Origin of the sequence: Tetragenococcus koreensis (assembly GCF_003795145.1) — a bacterium.
Classification (GTDB): domain Bacteria; phylum Bacillota; class Bacilli; order Lactobacillales; family Enterococcaceae; genus Tetragenococcus; species Tetragenococcus koreensis.
The window spans coordinates 2,652,211-2,668,638 of record NZ_CP027786.1; the positions used below are offsets into that span (position 1 = coordinate 2,652,211).

General features: G+C 35.7%; 16 protein-coding genes and 1 pseudogene. 14 read left to right on the forward strand and 3 right to left on the reverse strand.

Annotated features, from left to right (window positions below; all coding sequences use genetic code 11):
* Positions 1-677 precede the first annotated feature (677 nt).
* Positions 678-2,417: an arsenical pump-driving ATPase gene (arsA, locus tag C7K43_RS12725; protein ID WP_124007141.1), complete on the forward strand. Its 1,740-nt coding sequence runs from the start codon at positions 678-680 to the stop codon at positions 2,415-2,417.
* A gap of 191 nt (positions 2,418-2,608) precedes the next feature.
* Here the strand turns inward: arsA (C7K43_RS12725) and C7K43_RS12730 are convergent, their stop codons facing one another.
* Positions 2,609-3,853, reverse strand: coding sequence for a transposase (locus C7K43_RS12730; protein ID WP_123935186.1), 1,245 nt, complete (start codon positions 3,851-3,853; stop codon positions 2,609-2,611).
* A 271-nt stretch (positions 3,854-4,124) separates the two neighbouring features.
* Here C7K43_RS12730 and C7K43_RS12735 point away from each other — a divergent pair, with 271 nt between their 5' ends.
* The 9 genes and pseudogenes from C7K43_RS12735 (at position 4,125) to C7K43_RS12775 (ending at position 10,630) form a co-directional block, all read left to right on the forward strand.
* Positions 4,125-4,418, forward strand: coding sequence for an ArsR/SmtB family transcription factor (locus C7K43_RS12735; RefSeq protein WP_124007142.1), 294 nt, complete (start codon positions 4,125-4,127; stop codon positions 4,416-4,418).
* A gap of 2 nt (positions 4,419-4,420) precedes the next feature.
* Positions 4,421-4,793 (forward strand): annotated as a pseudogene (gene arsD, locus C7K43_RS12740) (arsenite efflux transporter metallochaperone ArsD).
* Positions 4,794-4,911: 118 nt separating this feature from the next.
* Entirely contained in the window at positions 4,912-5,277 is a 366-nt protein-coding gene (locus C7K43_RS12745) for an ArsR/SmtB family transcription factor (RefSeq protein WP_124007144.1), read from the forward strand.
* A gap of 36 nt (positions 5,278-5,313) precedes the next feature.
* The gene (gene arsA / locus C7K43_RS12750; protein ID WP_124007145.1) at positions 5,314-7,056 is read left to right on the forward strand and encodes an arsenical pump-driving ATPase; all 1,743 of its coding nucleotides are present in this window, start codon (positions 5,314-5,316) and stop codon (positions 7,054-7,056) included.
* 143 nt (positions 7,057-7,199) lie between these two features.
* Positions 7,200-8,279 (forward strand): ACR3 family arsenite efflux transporter, encoded by a 1,080-nt coding sequence (arsB, locus tag C7K43_RS12755; protein WP_124007146.1) that lies wholly within the window; start codon positions 7,200-7,202, stop codon positions 8,277-8,279.
* Positions 8,280-8,435: 156 nt separating this feature from the next.
* Positions 8,436-8,855 (forward strand): arsenate reductase (thioredoxin), encoded by a 420-nt coding sequence (arsC, locus tag C7K43_RS12760; protein ID WP_124007147.1) that lies wholly within the window; start codon positions 8,436-8,438, stop codon positions 8,853-8,855.
* Positions 8,856-9,261: 406 nt separating this feature from the next.
* Complete coding sequence (locus C7K43_RS12765) at positions 9,262-9,504, forward strand: AbrB/MazE/SpoVT family DNA-binding domain-containing protein (RefSeq protein WP_124007148.1); 243 nt, start codon at positions 9,262-9,264, stop codon at positions 9,502-9,504.
* Complete coding sequence (locus C7K43_RS12770) at positions 9,501-9,908, forward strand: type II toxin-antitoxin system death-on-curing family toxin (protein WP_124007149.1); 408 nt, start codon at positions 9,501-9,503, stop codon at positions 9,906-9,908. The genes C7K43_RS12765 and C7K43_RS12770 overlap by 4 nt, the downstream gene beginning before the upstream one ends.
* Before the next feature lie 407 nt (positions 9,909-10,315).
* Positions 10,316-10,630, forward strand: coding sequence for a helix-turn-helix domain-containing protein (locus C7K43_RS12775; RefSeq protein WP_124007150.1), 315 nt, complete (start codon positions 10,316-10,318; stop codon positions 10,628-10,630).
* A gap of 169 nt (positions 10,631-10,799) precedes the next feature.
* Here the strand turns inward: C7K43_RS12775 and C7K43_RS12780 are convergent, their stop codons facing one another.
* Positions 10,800-11,735, reverse strand: a complete 936-nt coding sequence (locus C7K43_RS12780; RefSeq protein WP_124007151.1) for an NADP-dependent oxidoreductase — start codon at positions 11,733-11,735, stop codon at positions 10,800-10,802.
* Positions 11,736-11,924: 189 nt separating this feature from the next.
* Here C7K43_RS12780 and C7K43_RS13530 point away from each other — a divergent pair, with 189 nt between their 5' ends.
* The 4 genes from C7K43_RS13530 (at position 11,925) to C7K43_RS12795 (ending at position 15,782) form a co-directional block, all read left to right on the forward strand.
* The gene (locus tag C7K43_RS13530) at positions 11,925-12,446 is read left to right on the forward strand and encodes an NAD(P)-dependent oxidoreductase (protein WP_234748037.1); all 522 of its coding nucleotides are present in this window, start codon (positions 11,925-11,927) and stop codon (positions 12,444-12,446) included.
* 38 nt (positions 12,447-12,484) lie between these two features.
* A complete protein-coding gene (locus C7K43_RS13535; RefSeq protein WP_222591148.1) occupies positions 12,485-12,868 on the forward strand; it encodes an NAD(P)-dependent oxidoreductase in 384 nt (127 codons plus the stop codon).
* A 618-nt stretch (positions 12,869-13,486) separates the two neighbouring features.
* Positions 13,487-14,845: a TrkH family potassium uptake protein gene (locus C7K43_RS12790; protein ID WP_124007152.1), complete on the forward strand. Its 1,359-nt coding sequence runs from the start codon at positions 13,487-13,489 to the stop codon at positions 14,843-14,845.
* A gap of 580 nt (positions 14,846-15,425) precedes the next feature.
* Positions 15,426-15,782 carry an MmcQ/YjbR family DNA-binding protein gene (locus tag C7K43_RS12795; protein WP_124007153.1) on the forward strand — a complete coding sequence of 119 codons (357 nt, stop codon included), beginning with the start codon at positions 15,426-15,428 and terminating at the stop codon, positions 15,780-15,782.
* A gap of 50 nt (positions 15,783-15,832) precedes the next feature.
* Here C7K43_RS12795 and C7K43_RS12800 read toward each other — a convergent pair whose 3' ends face one another.
* The gene (locus C7K43_RS12800; protein ID WP_124007154.1) at positions 15,833-16,384 is read right to left on the reverse strand and encodes an NADPH-dependent FMN reductase; all 552 of its coding nucleotides are present in this window, start codon (positions 16,382-16,384) and stop codon (positions 15,833-15,835) included.
* Between the last annotated feature and the right edge of the window lie 44 nt (positions 16,385-16,428).

Here is a 16,428-nt window from a genome sequence, read left to right on the forward strand (position 1 = left end):
TTGTCGTGTTTTTCTACCCCCTTGTTAGAGAGGAGGTAGCTTTTTTGGAAGAAAAAGTAATTATGCCAATACCAATTTCAGCAATGAAACTAAATGTGTGGGTATAAAAATAGTCTTCTCATCAAAATAAAATTGTATGTAGCTATTCTCCTTTTTGGTGACGAAAAAGGGACGGCTTTGCTTGAAACATTGATATATCAATGTTCTTTTTTGTTTTTGCTGTTTTGGTTTTTTCTATTATAGAAAAGAAACAAATAACTTCTTCATACTAAGTCCCGCTTCGGATAGAGAGTTTGTTGCACTTTTTGAAATTTCTTTAGTAAGTAGTCATTCTTATCTAGAAAGGGTGTTTTAACGATTTTATTTGAAATGAAAAAAATATTTAATTGATTAGTACTATAGCGTTTGAAGAATAAGGAAAGGAACATATAAATTTTACCTTTCATAATATGTCCCAACTGGAAGGGGGGGGGGATTGTTGCGTTTTTGAAGAAGAATACTAATTTTTTATTGACATTTTCTTCAGATACAACTATATTAATCATATAGATGCGCGTCTATATGTTTTTTTTACTTTTAACATAGATATCCATCTATGTGTTCATAGTTGGATGGGATCAAAGCAGATTGAAACGTAATATTTGTACTATTAAAAAATTTTGTAAGGGAGAATCATGATGGAAATTTATCAGCCTGATAATATCGAATTAACTAAGTACCTATTTTTTACAGGTAAAGGTGGAGTAGGGAAGACATCTACTGCTAGTGCAACAGCAACTTATTTAGCAGATAAAGGTAAACAAGTAATGCTTGTCAGCACAGATCCTGCCAGTAATTTACAAGACGTTTTTGAACTAGAACTGTCAAACAAGGGGACGGAAATTCCTAATGTAGAGGGATTAACGGTAGCTAATTTTGACCCAGTCGAAGCGGCTAATGATTATAAGGAAAGTATCGTTGGACCTTACCGAGGAAAATTGCCTGACTCAGTACTAGAAAATATGGAAGAACAGTTATCTGGCTCATGTACAGTAGAGATTGCCTCTTTTAATGAATTTGCTAATTTTCTAACCGATAAAGAAGCTTCTAACAAGTATGACCATATTATTTTTGATACGGCACCAACAGGTCATACCTTAAGAATGCTACAATTGCCTTCTGCCTGGAACAATTATTTAGATGAAAATCAAGCAGCTACACCCCCTTTGGGACAGCTATCGGGTGCTGTGGATAAGAAAGAAATGTATGAAATGGCAGTCAAAACTTTAGCTAATGGCAAACAAACGACTTTGATGTTAGTCACTAGACCACAAAAAGCGTCTTTATTAGAAGCTAAACGAGCTTCAAAAGAATTAGAAGGCATGGGTATTAAAAATCAAACATTAATTATTAATGGGGTTCTGGAAGAAGCAACAGATGAAGTGTCTGAAGAATTTTATAACATTCAACAAGCAGATCTGAAAAATAAGCCAGCCAGACTCGCTAAATTTCCTGAATATGTTATACCATTACGCCCCTATAATCTAATGGGGATTGAAAATATAAGAAAACTATTGGTTGAAAACCAAGAGGACATTTCTACCCAATCGATTGAAGCAAAATCTTTCCCGCATTTGCAAACAGTTGTAGATGATTTATATACTAGTGATAAAAAAGTCATTTTTACGATGGGAAAAGGCGGCGTTGGTAAAACAACAATCGCAGCTGCAATTGCGGCGGCTTTAGCAGATAAAGGGAAAAAAGTACATTTGGCGACGACAGATCCGGCAGCACACCTGCAATTTGTTATTTCAGAAACAGATAAAATCAGTGTAAGTCATATTGATGAAGATAAAGAATTAGCGAATTATCAAAATGAAGTTTTGGCAAATGCACGCGAAACGATGTCAGAAGAAGATGTGGCTTATGTACAAGAAGATTTGCGTTCACCATGTACTCAAGAAATTGCTGTTTTCAGACGTTTTGCAGAAATTGTCGAAGGTGCAGATAGCGATGTAGTGGTTATTGACACAGCACCAACGGGTCATACGTTATTATTGCTAGACTCCACTCAAAGCTATCATAAGGAAATTGAACATTCAGCAGGTAATGTTCCTGAGTCAGTCCAAAAATTGCTACCTAAACTGCAAAACGGCAAAGAAACCGAAGTTGTGATGGTGACTTTGCCGGAAGCAACACCAGTTTATGAATCGTCTCGTCTAAAAGAAGATTTGGAAAGAGCAGGAATTGCTCGTACGTGGTGGGTTGTAAACAATAGTATGCTTTCAAGTGGTACAACCAATCCGATGCTTTTAGCACGAGCTCAAAACGAGAGCACCTGGATAGACAGAGTAGCTGAGCTTTCTAATAACCATCATGCGGTAATTGAATGGAAGGCAGAAGAACTTGCTGGAGATGCACTAAGAGCAGTTTTATAATAGTAAATGAGAAATTTTTTTAAAAAAAATTAGTTTGAATTTACCCATTTTACGTAAAAGATCGTGCAATCTATGTTATTTTATTGGTTTTTCCTTTTGAACAATTATTAGGGGCTTCTTTTACGAAAATAAGACACACAAATAGCACGCACAGAATAATATGCGTTTTTTAAAAATATTCAATGAACGCTTCACACAGCGAGCGCAAGTTGATGAGCCCTGGGTCGTTTTTTCACCCTTTTATAGGCTTGAATGCCCGTCGAATCAAATCGGAGAATCTCGGCCAGCCCTCGAATGAAGCGGTACAGCTTCAAGCGGATCTTTTGGTCCGAAAATGTGGCTTTGGCGCGATGAAGCACTTGTTTGACATAGTACGTTTCTTTTTCTAATAATAAGCTATGATGCCCGATCAAATAACTCACTAAGCAATGGATCAAGCGTAAGCTATTGAGGTGGAGCGTACGTACTTTCTCTAAGTGATATTCTTGTTTTTGGACACGAAAATTCTCTTCAATCCGCCAACGCGTAATATAAGCTTTGACGATCGCTAAGACGTCTTCTTTGTTCTTAATGGGTTTATTCGTTAATAATTTCATGGGCTTTTGGCCGTAGCCATAGACGACCACCATATTCAGCGGGACCTTAGAGAGACACGGAAGTTCTACGGGAATATGAGAGACTTTCAATGCATATTTCTTGCCTTTAATGGTCGAAGAAAAAGTGATCTTCCCTTTTCTTCTTAACGCTAATTCGGGCACCTTGATCCGTTTATTCTGATACTTTAGGTAGCGCTTATCTTGGAGCCGAACGATAAAGGAATCGTCTTGCTTATGCATAAATGTAAACATATCATTACTGTCGTAACCACGATCCATAACGAGCGTATAGGTTTTTTCTTGAAATAAACGCTTCACCAGGTTTAATCCTTTATAGGTTTCCACATTGGTACTGTCAAAATATTCTTCCGCAACCGAAAACAAGTGGGAACAAATCGGGATCGGATGTTTCGTCTTGGGAGAAGCAATTGAGATGTTAGCCGACATATAGCCTTTTTCTGTGCCACCACGAGACCCATCATGAACACGAGCGAGCGCTTCAAATTGTTCGCCGTAAGGCTTCGTGATATCGGAGTTATCGACGATGACCAGCATATCTTCCTGCAAATGAGGTTGAACCGTTTGTAAATAATTTTGGTGCAAGGGATGAAAATCGTCAAAATCCGCCCCACGACGGGACAAACGTTTCACGGTATAAAGAAGACGCGTATCCTCTTCTAAAGCGCGTGCGATATCAGATAGGAGCGGGGACTGGCTTTTGACCATGCCAAAAATCATATCGAATATAAATTTTTGATCCGGTTTGGCCAATCCTTGCGCGAGTTTCTGGGAAAATTGAAAAAAATCTCGTTTTACTTGATAAATATCGGTCGGATTCATGGTATAATACACCTAGCCTTTCGTTATTTATGGTTTGTTTTGGTGCAACTTAATAATACCATAGCGGAAGGCTTTTTGTGTCCACAGATTGGTCTTGTGGATAAAGAAAAACCGTGCCGTTGCCCAGTTTTCCACTGGGGATAACGGTGCGGTTTTCTTTTATTGGATAGGCCCTTCAGATTTTGGGTAAATTCAAAAAAATTAGTGGTTGACAAAGCATAGATAAAGTTCTATATTATGCATAGATAAGCATCTATGTGGAGGTGGAACTGTGGACTATTTAAGATTATCAAAAATTATGAAAGCTATTGCTGACCCAAACCGACTTCAGATCTTAGATATGATTTCAACTGGCGAAAAATGCGCTTGTGATATTTTAGATGACTTTGAATTTACTCAACCAACGTTGTCACATCATATGAAAGTATTGATCGAAGCAGGGATTGTGACAGCTCGTAAAGAAGGGAAATGGCATTACTATTCTCTAGTTATAGAAAATGTTGACCAATTCCAAAAAGTTATAAATCAAATTTTTAAAACGAATTTAAAAGAAGGAGCTATGTAAAAATGAGTAAAATATCGTTATATGAACCAGCAATGTGTTGTGATACCGGAGTATGTGGCCCAGGCGTGGATACGGAGTTATTACGTATGTCTTCTGTTGTTCAAACACTTGAAAATACAGATGATGTAGAAGTCGAACGTTTTAACTTAACGAATAATCCAGGTGCATTTGTCGAAAATGCGAAAATTGGAGACTTATTACAAACTAAGGGAGCAGAAATTTTACCGGTTGTCTTGCTAGATGGTGAAATAGTAAAAATGGCGGGTTATCCATCAAATGATGAGTTTGCTGTCTACACAGGTGTTAATTTATCTGAAGATAAGCAAGAAAAACAAGAAAATAGTTGCTGCTCTTCCATCTAGTGGATGCTGTTAAAAATTTCAAAAAGCTTGTGGGGTTTCCCTCATGAGCTTTTTTTATGTTAACTATTGACATTAGATAGACAAGTGTCTATATTATATATAGAAAAACTTCTATGTATGGAGGGATGAAATTGGATTACAGATTAACTGCAAAGGTTTTTAAGGCTTTAGGGGATCAAAAAAGGGTTCAAATTGTGGATATGCTATCTTGTGGGGAAATGTGTGCGTGCGATTTATTAGAACGTTTTAACTTTACTCAGCCTACTTTATCACATCATATGAAGGTATTGATCAATGCAGGCATTGTCCAAACGAGAAAAACAGGAACATGGCATAATTACTCATTAAATGAAGAGAATATGAAGTTTCTTTCTGGCATTATTCAAAACTTGATCCAAAATACTGAAGATTGTAGCTGTCATACAATGGAAAAAAGTGACTGTTCCTTTAGCGCTGAAAGTCAAGAGAAAACGATAGAACAAACGACAACTATTTAACAAGTATATAACTAATTTTTGGGAGGAAAAAAAGACATGCAACGTTATCAGCCAGATAAATTAAATTTAACCAAATATCTTTTTTTTACAGGTAAAGGAGGAGTTGGTAAAACAACGACTGCTTGCGGTACGGCTACTTATTTAGCAGATAGAGGGAATAATGTAATGCTTGTAAGCACTGATCCTGCTAGTAATTTACAAGATGTTTTTCAGACAGAATTAACAAATAAAGGAAAAGAAATCCCGTCAGTTCCTGGTTTAACAGTGGCAAACTTTGACCCAGTGACTGCAGCTGAGGATTATAAAGAAAGCGTAGTTGGTCCGTTTAGAGGTAAACTACCTGATTCAGCTGTAGCAAATATGGAGGAACAATTATCTGGTTCTTGCACGGTTGAAATTGCTGCATTTAATGAATTTTCTGGCTTTTTAACCGACCCTGAAGCTGAAAAAAAGTATGATTATATTATTTTTGATACAGCGCCAACGGGCCATACATTAAGAATGTTACAACTACCTTCTGCTTGGAATAATTTTATGGATGAAAATACTAAAGGTGCCTCTTGTTTAGGGCAATTGTCTGGGCTAGGAGATAAAAAAGAAACTTATGAACATGCAGTAAAAACCTTAGCTGATGAAACGAAAATAACCTTGATGTTGGTAACAAGACCGCAAAAATCTTCGCTTTTAGAAGCCAATCGTGCTGCAAAAGAATTGCAAGAAGTTGGTATTAAAAATCAAACATTGCTCGTTAATGGTGTATTGGAAAAAGCAACAGATAAAGTGTCACAGTTCATTTATGATAAACAACTAGAGGCATTATCGCAAAAACCCGAGGAATTAAAAAAATTACTTGATTACAGTATTCCTTTACGTTCTTACAATGTGACCGGAATTGAGAATTTACGTCATTTATTGGAACCTGATCAAGACGATTTTAAAGCAGAAATTATTACACCTAGAGAGTTTCCAAAACTAAAAGATATTATAACGGAATTGGATCAATCCGATAAGAAAGTAATTTTCACGATGGGAAAAGGCGGAGTTGGTAAAACGACGATCGCTGCCGCTATTGCAACAGGTTTAGCGGATAAAGGCAAGAAAGTTCATTTAGCTACAACGGATCCAGCTGCACATTTACAATTTGTTATTTCAGATTCTGATCAAATCAAAGTAAGTCACATCGATGAAGATAAAGAACTAGCAGCTTATAAAGAAGAAGTGTTGAGCAAAGCACGTGAAACCATGTCACACGAGGACATCGCTTATGTACAAGAAGACCTGCGTTCTCCTTGTACACAAGAAATAGCTGTTTTTAGAGCTTTTGCAGAAATTGTCGATGATGCTGATTGTGATGTAGTAGTGATTGATACAGCACCAACGGGTCATACGCTACTTTTGCTTGATTCCACGCAAAGTTATCATAAAGAAGTAGAAAGAACCTCTGGCGAAGTACCAGAGTCAGTAAAACGGCTTTTACCTCGTTTGCAAAATAGCCAAGAAACTGAAGTAGTGATGGTGACTTTGCCAGAAACAACGCCTGTTTATGAATCCGTGAGATTACAAAAAGATTTAGATAGAGCAGGAATTGCACACACTTGGTGGGTCACAAACAACAGTATGTTAACAAGTGGTACAACCAATCCAATGTTAATGGCTCGAGCACAAAGTGAAAATACATGGATCGATAAAGTAGCTGATTTATCTGATGATCATTATGCAGTAGTAGAATGGCACCCGGAAGAAATTTCTGGCGCAGCTTTGCATAATATTTTAAATTAGGGCTTTTAATTTTCTAACGGATGGATAGAAAAAATTCTATGTGTTGCGTATTTAATTGTGTAAATAGATGTAAAAAGAAAACGAGTTAGCAGTTTAGCGTTTGTATTTCTTGATTAAAAATAGATTGTTTAAAGGAGAAAAAAATGAAAGATGATGTAGTACAAGAAGCAACTTCACAAGAAACTGGCGGTATGGGGCTATGGGAGCGTTACTTATCGCTTTGGGTGGCGCTTGCCATGATTGCTGGTGTTTTATTAAGTCAACTTTTACCAGCAATTCCAGAATTTTTAAATCAATTTGAATATTATAATGTATCGATACCTACAGCAATTCTGATTTGGCTAATGATTTTTCCGATGATGTTAAAAATAGATTTTAGCAGCCTTTTACACGCAGGGAAAAAACCTAAAGGACTTATGCTAACAACCACAATTAACTGGTTAGTTAAACCATTTACCATGTTTGCCATTTCAGCTTTTTTCTTTTTAGTTGTGTTCAGACCGTTTTTGAGTCCCGAGCTAGGTAGAGAGTATATCGCTGGAGCTGTTCTTTTAGGTGCAGCACCTTGTACAGCAATGGTATTTGTATGGAGTGGTTTAACAAAGGGAGACCCAGCTTATACGTTATTACAAGTTTCTGTGAATGATGTTATTGTTCTCTTTTTGTATGCGCCTATCGTTGCACTTTTATTAGGAGTGGGAAATGTTTCCGTACCAATGGGAACTCTTTTTCTTTCAATAGGTGTATTTATCGTAATTCCTCTTGTGTTAGGAATCATTGTTAGAAAGTACGTGGTAAAAAATAAAGGAAAAAACTATTTTGAAAACACGTTTGTAAATAAGTTTGACGGAACGACTAGAGTAGGTTTGCTGTTAACATTAGTCATCATTTTTTCTTTTCAAGGAAACCAAATTATAAACAATCCATTCCATATTCTATTGATCGCTATTCCGTTAATTATTCAAAATATTGCTGTCTTTTTCCTTGGCTATGGAGGCGCAAAAGCATGTAAGCTTCCATTTTCTATAGCAGCACCTGCGGCCATGGTTGGTACAAGTAATTTTTTTGAACTTGCCGTAGCTGTTTCGATCTCTTTGTTCGGGTTAAATTCTGGAGCAACACTGGCAACGGTGGTAGGTGTTTTGATAGAAGTTCCTACGATGTTATTATTAGTCAAATTTTCCAACAAAACGAAGCACTGGTTTGATGGGTATGAATATTAAGAGAATGATTGTTTGTTGATTAAATAGGAAAATCTGGTAGCCCAATGACTTAACTAAACTTTCCTTGAGCTTATTTTAAAGCAGATAGGATTTTAATTTTTTCATTTTATTAATTACGTTAGTTAACATTGTTTTATTTTATCAAGGAGAATGATGATGTCTAAAAAAATGGTTTATTTTTTATGTACTGGAAATTCTTGCAGAAGTCAGATGGCTGAAGGTTGGGGAAAGAAATATCTTGGAAATAATTGGAAAGTGAAAAGTGCAGGTATTGAAGCGCATGGTTTAAATCCAAACGCAGTAAAGGCAATGCAAGAGGTCAATATTGATATTTCTAACCAGACATCTGATATTATTGATCCAGAAGCTTTAAACAACGCGGACTTTGTGGTGACTTTATGTGGGGACGCTGCGGACAAATGTCCAATGACACCTCCCCAAGTAAAACGTAACCATTGGGGTTTTGACGATACAGTGAAAGCTCAAGGGAGCGAAGAAGAAAAATGGGCTGTATTCCAAAATGTTCGTGACCAAATAGGAGAAAGAATTAAACGTTTTGCAGAAACAGGAAAATAAAGCAATGTTATCTATGAAAATAGAACTGGAAAAGGTACAGTTCATTTAAAATCGTATTTTAATCAACTAACACCTTGTATAACAGTGGTGACCGAACTCGATAACCAAGGGGAACTAACTACTATTATTAAGTAAGAAAAAGTAGAGTATTAAAAGTTAAAACAAGGCTCGATTTAAACTTTATTACATGTGTCCGTGAGAATGGTATTATTGTTCTCTTTTTATAGTTGCTCTTTTATTAGACGAAAGCTTATAAAATGTATTTCAAGCAATTTGGAAAGGATGTCAACTATTCGAAAATCGTTAGAAAAATTTTTTTAAAACCCAGTAGTAACATGAAAAATTGCTGAATCGACACTTTTTTGATATATTGGATATACAAGATATACGGAAGGTGGTAAAGCAAATGACAATTCATGAAAGAAAATTAAGAAAAGTTGGAAATTCAGTTGTAGTTACTTTATCTAAAGACTTATTAGAAAGTATTGGAGCAAAGGAATCTGATACAGTTTATGTTGATGAAGATAAGTTAAAAGAAATTCTTGTCAAGAAAGAAGAGAAAGATGAACATCAAAAAAGATTAGAAATGGTTATGGCTAAATCTGTGCAAAAGCATGATGAGCTATACAAATCTCTGGTAACGAGATGAGCATATATTATTTAATAGTGGAAGATATATCTAAAATAAACGCCTTTCAAATTACAAACTATTCTCCCAAAGAGCAAATGGGTGTTAAGGATTTGAACGCTTTGGAAATGACTGTTAATCAGCCCTCACAGAACATATTCAATCAAGAATTATATCCTTCAATGGAAGAAAAGGCTGCTGTTTTAATGATTAATATAGTCAAAAGACATCCATTTTTTAATGCAAATAAAAGAACAGCAATGATGGCAGTCGATTCGTTTTTACAATTTAATGGATATGAAATTCAATTTGAACTAGATGAAGGTATTCAATTAGTTATTGATATAGCTACTTATGAAAAAGATGATTTTGAAAATTTAAAAGCGTATGTATCGAAAGTAATAAAATCGAGAATAAAGAGGTAAAAATGATAGCAAGCATTTAAGAATGTACGTTATCTTTTTTTGTACGCTAGTTAGTTTTATTCTTCAAAAAAATTCGAAAAACGTTGTGCAGATGCCTGTTGGTCCGGCCTTATTAAATGATGAAAGTGGTGGGTTATCCATCAAAAAATGAACTTACGGCGTGGATAAACAGAACCTGGTAAAGGTTAATAATAGTAAAACCCCCATATCTAATTTTTGCTAGTGATGTATTTCAATTAGGAAGTGCAACGCTTGGCAATTACGCTACTAGCGTATATCGTTAAATTACGATAGCAGCGTAGTAAGGGAGAATCTATGGTCAATAAAATCAATTTCTTCTATCCTCGTTCGTTTAAAGAGACTTCTACGTTACTAAAAAAGAGTTATAAAAGAAAGGGTTGAGTGTCATGCGTGAATCTCTAAAAGAATCGCTTAAAGAATTAACTGCTCTAACAAGCGGGGAATCTAATGAAATTGAGGTTAGAAGTTACAATTTGACAGAGTCTCCTTCTTACACTGGAAAAGAAATGAAAGACGTTCGTAGTAAAATTGGCGTTTCAAGAGCAGGTTTTGCTGATATTTTAGGCGTTTCTACTCGCACGATTGAAAAGTGGGAAATTAATGGAGCAGAACCTAATGGGAGTGCTAGAAGATTAATTCAATTACTTGATAATAACCCAGAGGATATACTTGAAGAAATTAAGCAGGTTAGTTCTCTTTAAATAAGCTAAAATAAGATAATTTAAATTTTAACATTCAGAGAATATAACCTTTTAAATACTTTTTTGTTATTACAGTTAACTTTTGGAAGAATAATGGTACGAGAATGCTTTTATTCATGTCCAAAAAATCACTACGCCTAATAATAGCAGGCGTAGTGATTTTTACTTTTTAAGCTTTGTTTTTCAGCACAAGTTTTCCGCGTCCATGACCTTCATCAATATGTTTGTGCGCTTGATGAACTTCGGATAGAGGGTAGATAGTATCAAAATGAACTTTAATTGTTCCATTACCGAATAGTTCAACGACTTTTTCGAAATAATCTTCTCTCAAATCAGTAATAATAAGATGACCTTGAACATTGCGTGCTTTTGCTTTGTCTAGGTCGATCCCTTGTAAGGCAACTAAATGGCCATTTTCCCTTAAGACATCAAAGCTTTTTTCTAAAGTTTCCCCGCCCCGGGTATCGAGAATGATATCAAGATCAGATAAAACTTCTGAAAAATCGGTGGTGTTATAATCGATCACTTCGTCTGCTCCTAGCTCGTATAGGAAGTCATGATTGTGGGGGCTAGCTGAAGTATAAACATAAGCGCCTTTACTTTTAGCCAATTGAATAGCCACAATACCGATACCACCTGCGCCGCCGTGAATCATAATACGATCACCTTGAGAAATACCTGCTTCTTCAACCAAGCCTTGATAGACAGTGATACCATTAATTCCTAAGGTTGCTCCTTCTTCAAAGGACAGCGTTTCAGGCTTTTTAAAGACTAAACGTTGGTCTACGGCAATATATTCAGCGTAGCCTCCATGTCGATCTTGGTCTTGAGTGGCTACAACAGGATCACCAACTTGTACCTTTGTCACGTTTTTTCCAACTTCGCGAACAAATCCAGAAACATCCCATCCAAGAATAAAGGGCATAGGATAGTCAATCCGATCGCCACTGGATTCACTTCCTTCACGAACATTTGTATCATAGGGACTAATTCCTGTATTTTCAATTTCGATCAATACATCGTTATCTCTGACTTCTGGTTTAGGAAACTCCATTTCTTTCAATGCTTCTGGCCCACCATAATTTTCAATTGCATATGCCTTCATAAAATGATCTCCTTTCGTTAAGCTATCATTACGATTCGATTTTAGCTAAGCGATTCAGTTGGTCCGACACTCCCCCTTTAACGTTTTAATTTTGCCCCTCGACAATAATAAATTATCTGATAGTATAGTTACTAAGACATTCCTAACGTCTAACTAAATTCAGTGTAGTTCTATATAGTCAAAAAGTATATGAAATATATTGGTGAAACGCATAAAAAAGTGATATATCATGCTTTTGATTTTCTTATTAAAAATAGTAAAGGGATGAATAGAATGAAAGTTGGCGTTATTGGATTAGGGAATATGGGATACCCTATTGCAGAAAATATATTGCAAGCAGGGCATGAACTGGTGGTTTATAATCGTACAGCAAGTAAAGCAGACCCTCTTGTTGCTGAAGGTGCAACCCAAGCAATGAGTCCGTCTGAAGTTGCTTTCCGCACAGACGTCGTTTTTACGGTTTTAGCAGGGGATCAAGCAACAGAACAAGTAGTATTTGGTGAGGATGGAATCTTAAATGGTTTGTCAAAAGAGGGCATTCATGTTGCTATTAGCACGATTAGTGTGGATTGTGCCAAAAGATTAAATGAAGCCCACACCGAGCAAGGAAAACATTTTATTTCCACCACCGTTTTGGGACGACCAGATGTAGCTCAATCAGGCAACCTTCATCTAATCGTTGCTGGGCCTGAGGAAGAAAGGGAAAAATAACCCCAATTTTAGAAGTTATCGGTCAAGATATTTTTGTTATGGGGGAAGAACCATACTTAGCAAATGTTGCAAAATTAGGCAATAATTTCTTACTTGTTTCGATGCTAGAAGCATTGTCGGAGGCTTTTATTTTCACACAGAAAAACGGAATTGAACCTCAGTCGTTCCTTGATGTGATTAGCACATTCTTTGGTTCGCCAATTTATGATAATTATGGCTCTATTATGGTAAATGAAGAGTTTGAACCGGCAGGCTTTAAAATGTCTCTAGGTTTAAAGGATACTAATTTAGCATTAGAAGCAGCCCAAGAGGCAGATGCTTCTTTACCACTGGCCGAGCTAGCCAAAGAACATTTTTCCAAAGGAATAGAAAATGGACTAGAAGATTTGGATTGGGCAGCATTAATTAAAACTATTGAATAAGGTCCTTTTAATTAAGAAACATTAACTAGAATAAAGTTAAGTGCAAAAAAGAGAAATTGTAAGATAACCTATCTTTCAGTTGCTCTTTTCCTTTCCTAGGCTTTATACTTTTCTTTAAATGTAAATTTTATTTAGATTCCCTAGTTGTCAAATAAATAATAGATAAAACGGATAAAGGTTTGACAATCTTCTGTCCAAAAACGAAATCACAGACAACGTTTTAGATAACTTTTATCCAAGAATTCAATCACAGAGAGAGGAAATGGAAAGTTCTGTCCGAAAAACAGGAGAATAGCCTTTAAATACTCTTAAATAGTCCATAACAGATAAAAGTTCGACAATCCACTATCCGAAAACGAAATCACAGATAATAATTTAGAGAAACCTTATCCGAAAATTCGAACACGGAGAAAGAAATCGGAAAGTCTTATCCGAAAAATAAGAAGAAAAACTTTCTCTTGCTAAATCAGGAATCGATTATCGTTTTATTCACTTTCTTTGCCCAATTGGATTATCTAGTAAGAATTTTCTAGCGTTTAAAAACTAAAAATAATTGTTGAAAATGGCGCAAGAGTTCTTTATAATAAGCTTATTTCAGTAGAGGAGCTAGCTGTTACGATGCAAAAAATTCAACGATTTCATTTAACCATTTTTCAAATAATATCACTTGGGTTTGCTAGCTTAATTTTGATAGGAACGGGTATGTTAATGCTTCCTATTTCGTCTAAAAGTGGTGAATTTACTTCGTTTATAGACTCGCTTTTTACGGCTACATCGGCTACTTGTGTGACTGGCTTAACTACGCTTACAACGAGTGAACATTGGACTTTTTTTGGACAGGCGGTTATTTTGTTACTCATTGAAATCGGCGGCTTAGGCTTCATGTCAATTCCAGTGATGTTCTTTGTTCTTTCTAAAAGGAAGATTAGTTTAAGTATCCGCATGGTCCTGCGAGAAGCGTTAAATTCCGAAGAAATGTCTGGAGAAGTCCATTCGCTGCTACGCTTATTAAAAATTGCGCTTAGCATACAGGGGATAGGAATTATTCTATTAGCACTGCGTTTTGTTCCTCTGATGGGCTGGCAGAAGGGACTATGGTATAGTCTTTTTCACGCTATTTCAAGTTTCTGTAATGCAGGGTTTGATTTATTTGGAAATAGTTTGGTTTCTTTTCAAAGGGATCCATGGATTTTAATGGTGATAAGTATTTTAATTATCGCAGGGGGACTTGGCTTTTTTGTTTGGAGTAGCTTATTGTCCACAGCTCAACGAAAGTTCCACCTGAATCTGCACAGTCAAATCGCTCTTTTAGTGACTATTAGTTTATTAGTCTTAGGAACTTTGGGTTTTTTCATTACAGAATATCATAATCCTGTTCTCTTTGTTGAAGGGGATCCGGTAAAACGATTCTGTAATACTTTTTTTATGGCTGTTACGCCACGCACCGCTGGTTTTTTCTCTGTTGATTATGCTTTGATGACTCATGCGGGATTGATGTTAACTATGATTTTGATGTTTATTGGAGGAACCTCTGGATCGACGGCTGGTGGTTTAAAGACGACAACACTTGGCGTATTACTAATTCGAATGCACAGTACATTTAAAGGCCGAAGCCAGGCAGAGTTTCGCGGGCGTATGATTAAAGAAGGGACTGTTATGCGCGCGTTTAGTTTATTCTTTCTATTTTTAACACTTATTATTTTAAGCACAATTATTCTTTCTGTCACAGAAACAATTCCTGATGTGAATGGTTTGGGGTTAGAATATATTGTATTTGAAGTAATTTCAGCAATTGGAACAGTAGGACTCACTATGGGTCTGACACCGGATTTAACAGATATTGGGAAAATAATCATTGTATTGTTAATGTTTATAGGTAGGGTAGGAGTGATGACCTTTTTCTTCTCCCTTGTTGTACGTGCAAATAAAAAAGAAGCAAAATTTAGATATCCAGAAGAAACGGTCATGATTGGCTAGTCATTTTGTTGGTAATTAAACTTATGGTCTATTTTTAATAGAACATATAATGGAAATGATTCATATAAATAGGCATCCGTTTTTAGACGATAAATAAAATTTGCTTATTTGAATTTTTTGTCATTTAAAATAAAAATGTTCAAAGCATTGGACAACAATAAGGGTCTTTCAGTTGCTCTTTTCCTTTCCTATGCTTTATACTTTTCTTTAAGTGTAAATTTTATTTATATTCCCTAGCGGTCAAATAAATAATAGATAACAGAAAAAAAGTTCGACAATCCACTATCCGAAAACGAAATCACAGATAATAGTTTAGAGAAACCTTATCCGAAAATTCGAACACGGAGAAAGAAATCGGAAAGTCTTATCCGAAAAATAAGAAGATAAACTTTCTCTTGCTAAATCAAGAATCGATTATCGTTTTATTCACTTTCTTTGCTCGATTGTCTAGTAAGAATTTTCTAGCGTTTAGAAAAATTACAATTACATTTTTTCTGGAATATGTTAGCATTAATTTACAATGAGAATTAGCAAGTAAGGAAATTATAGCAGAAGACTTCTATCAAGGTAGGTGAAAATTATGATCAGTAGAGAGGAAGTTTTTGAATTTATCAAAGAGAATTATAATGTGAAGCCTGATTACCCGTGGAAGATTTACTCAAACTACGCAGCATTGCGACATAACGACAATAAAAAGTGGTTCGGTTTGGTTATGAATATAACAGAAGACAAATTAGGGCTAGCTGAAGATGAAGAAATTGACATATTGAACTTAAAAGTAAGAAAAGAATTTATCGGACCATTGAGAAAAAGGGGCGGAATTTACCCAGCGTATCATATGGATAAATCTAACTGGGTTAGTATTAATTTAAATGAAGTAAATTCTATCAATCATATTAAGGATTTAATTGCTGAAAGTTACGAATTAACAACATAAAAAAGCGCTACGTCAACTTAAAAGACGCGGCGCTTTTTATTGAGCTAAACTTATTTATATTTACCAATTAAATCGATAAAGGCATCGACAAAGGTTTGTAGAAACTGAATCGTTCCTTCATTATTAATTTTACCATTTTCATCTAATAAGGTTGTGATATTTGCCAGATAAACTTCTGGTTGTTGCACAATTGGCATATCAAGAAATACTAGAGATTGGCGCAAATGATGGTTAGCACCGAACCCGCTTAGGTTTTTAGGAGAGTTACTAATAATACCTGCTGGTTTTTTCTTCCATACGCTATCTGCCATCGGGCGAGAACCAACATCAATGGCATTTTTCAAAACTCCAGGAACAGAACGGTTATATTCTGGTGTGACGAATAAAACTGCGTCACATTGTTTTACTTTTTCCCGAAAAGTTGTCCATTCTTTAGGCGGCGTATTCTCATCATCTAAATCTTGATCATACAAAGGTAAGTCTCTAATAGAAATTATTTCTGGATCATAGCCTTCTGGGAATAATCCCATTACATTTTTTGCTACTTTACGGCTATAAGATTCTTTGCGTAAAGAACCTACAAGTACTGCAATTTTTGTCATTTCTAACACACTCCTAATGATTGATAATAATTTTTACAATTTAA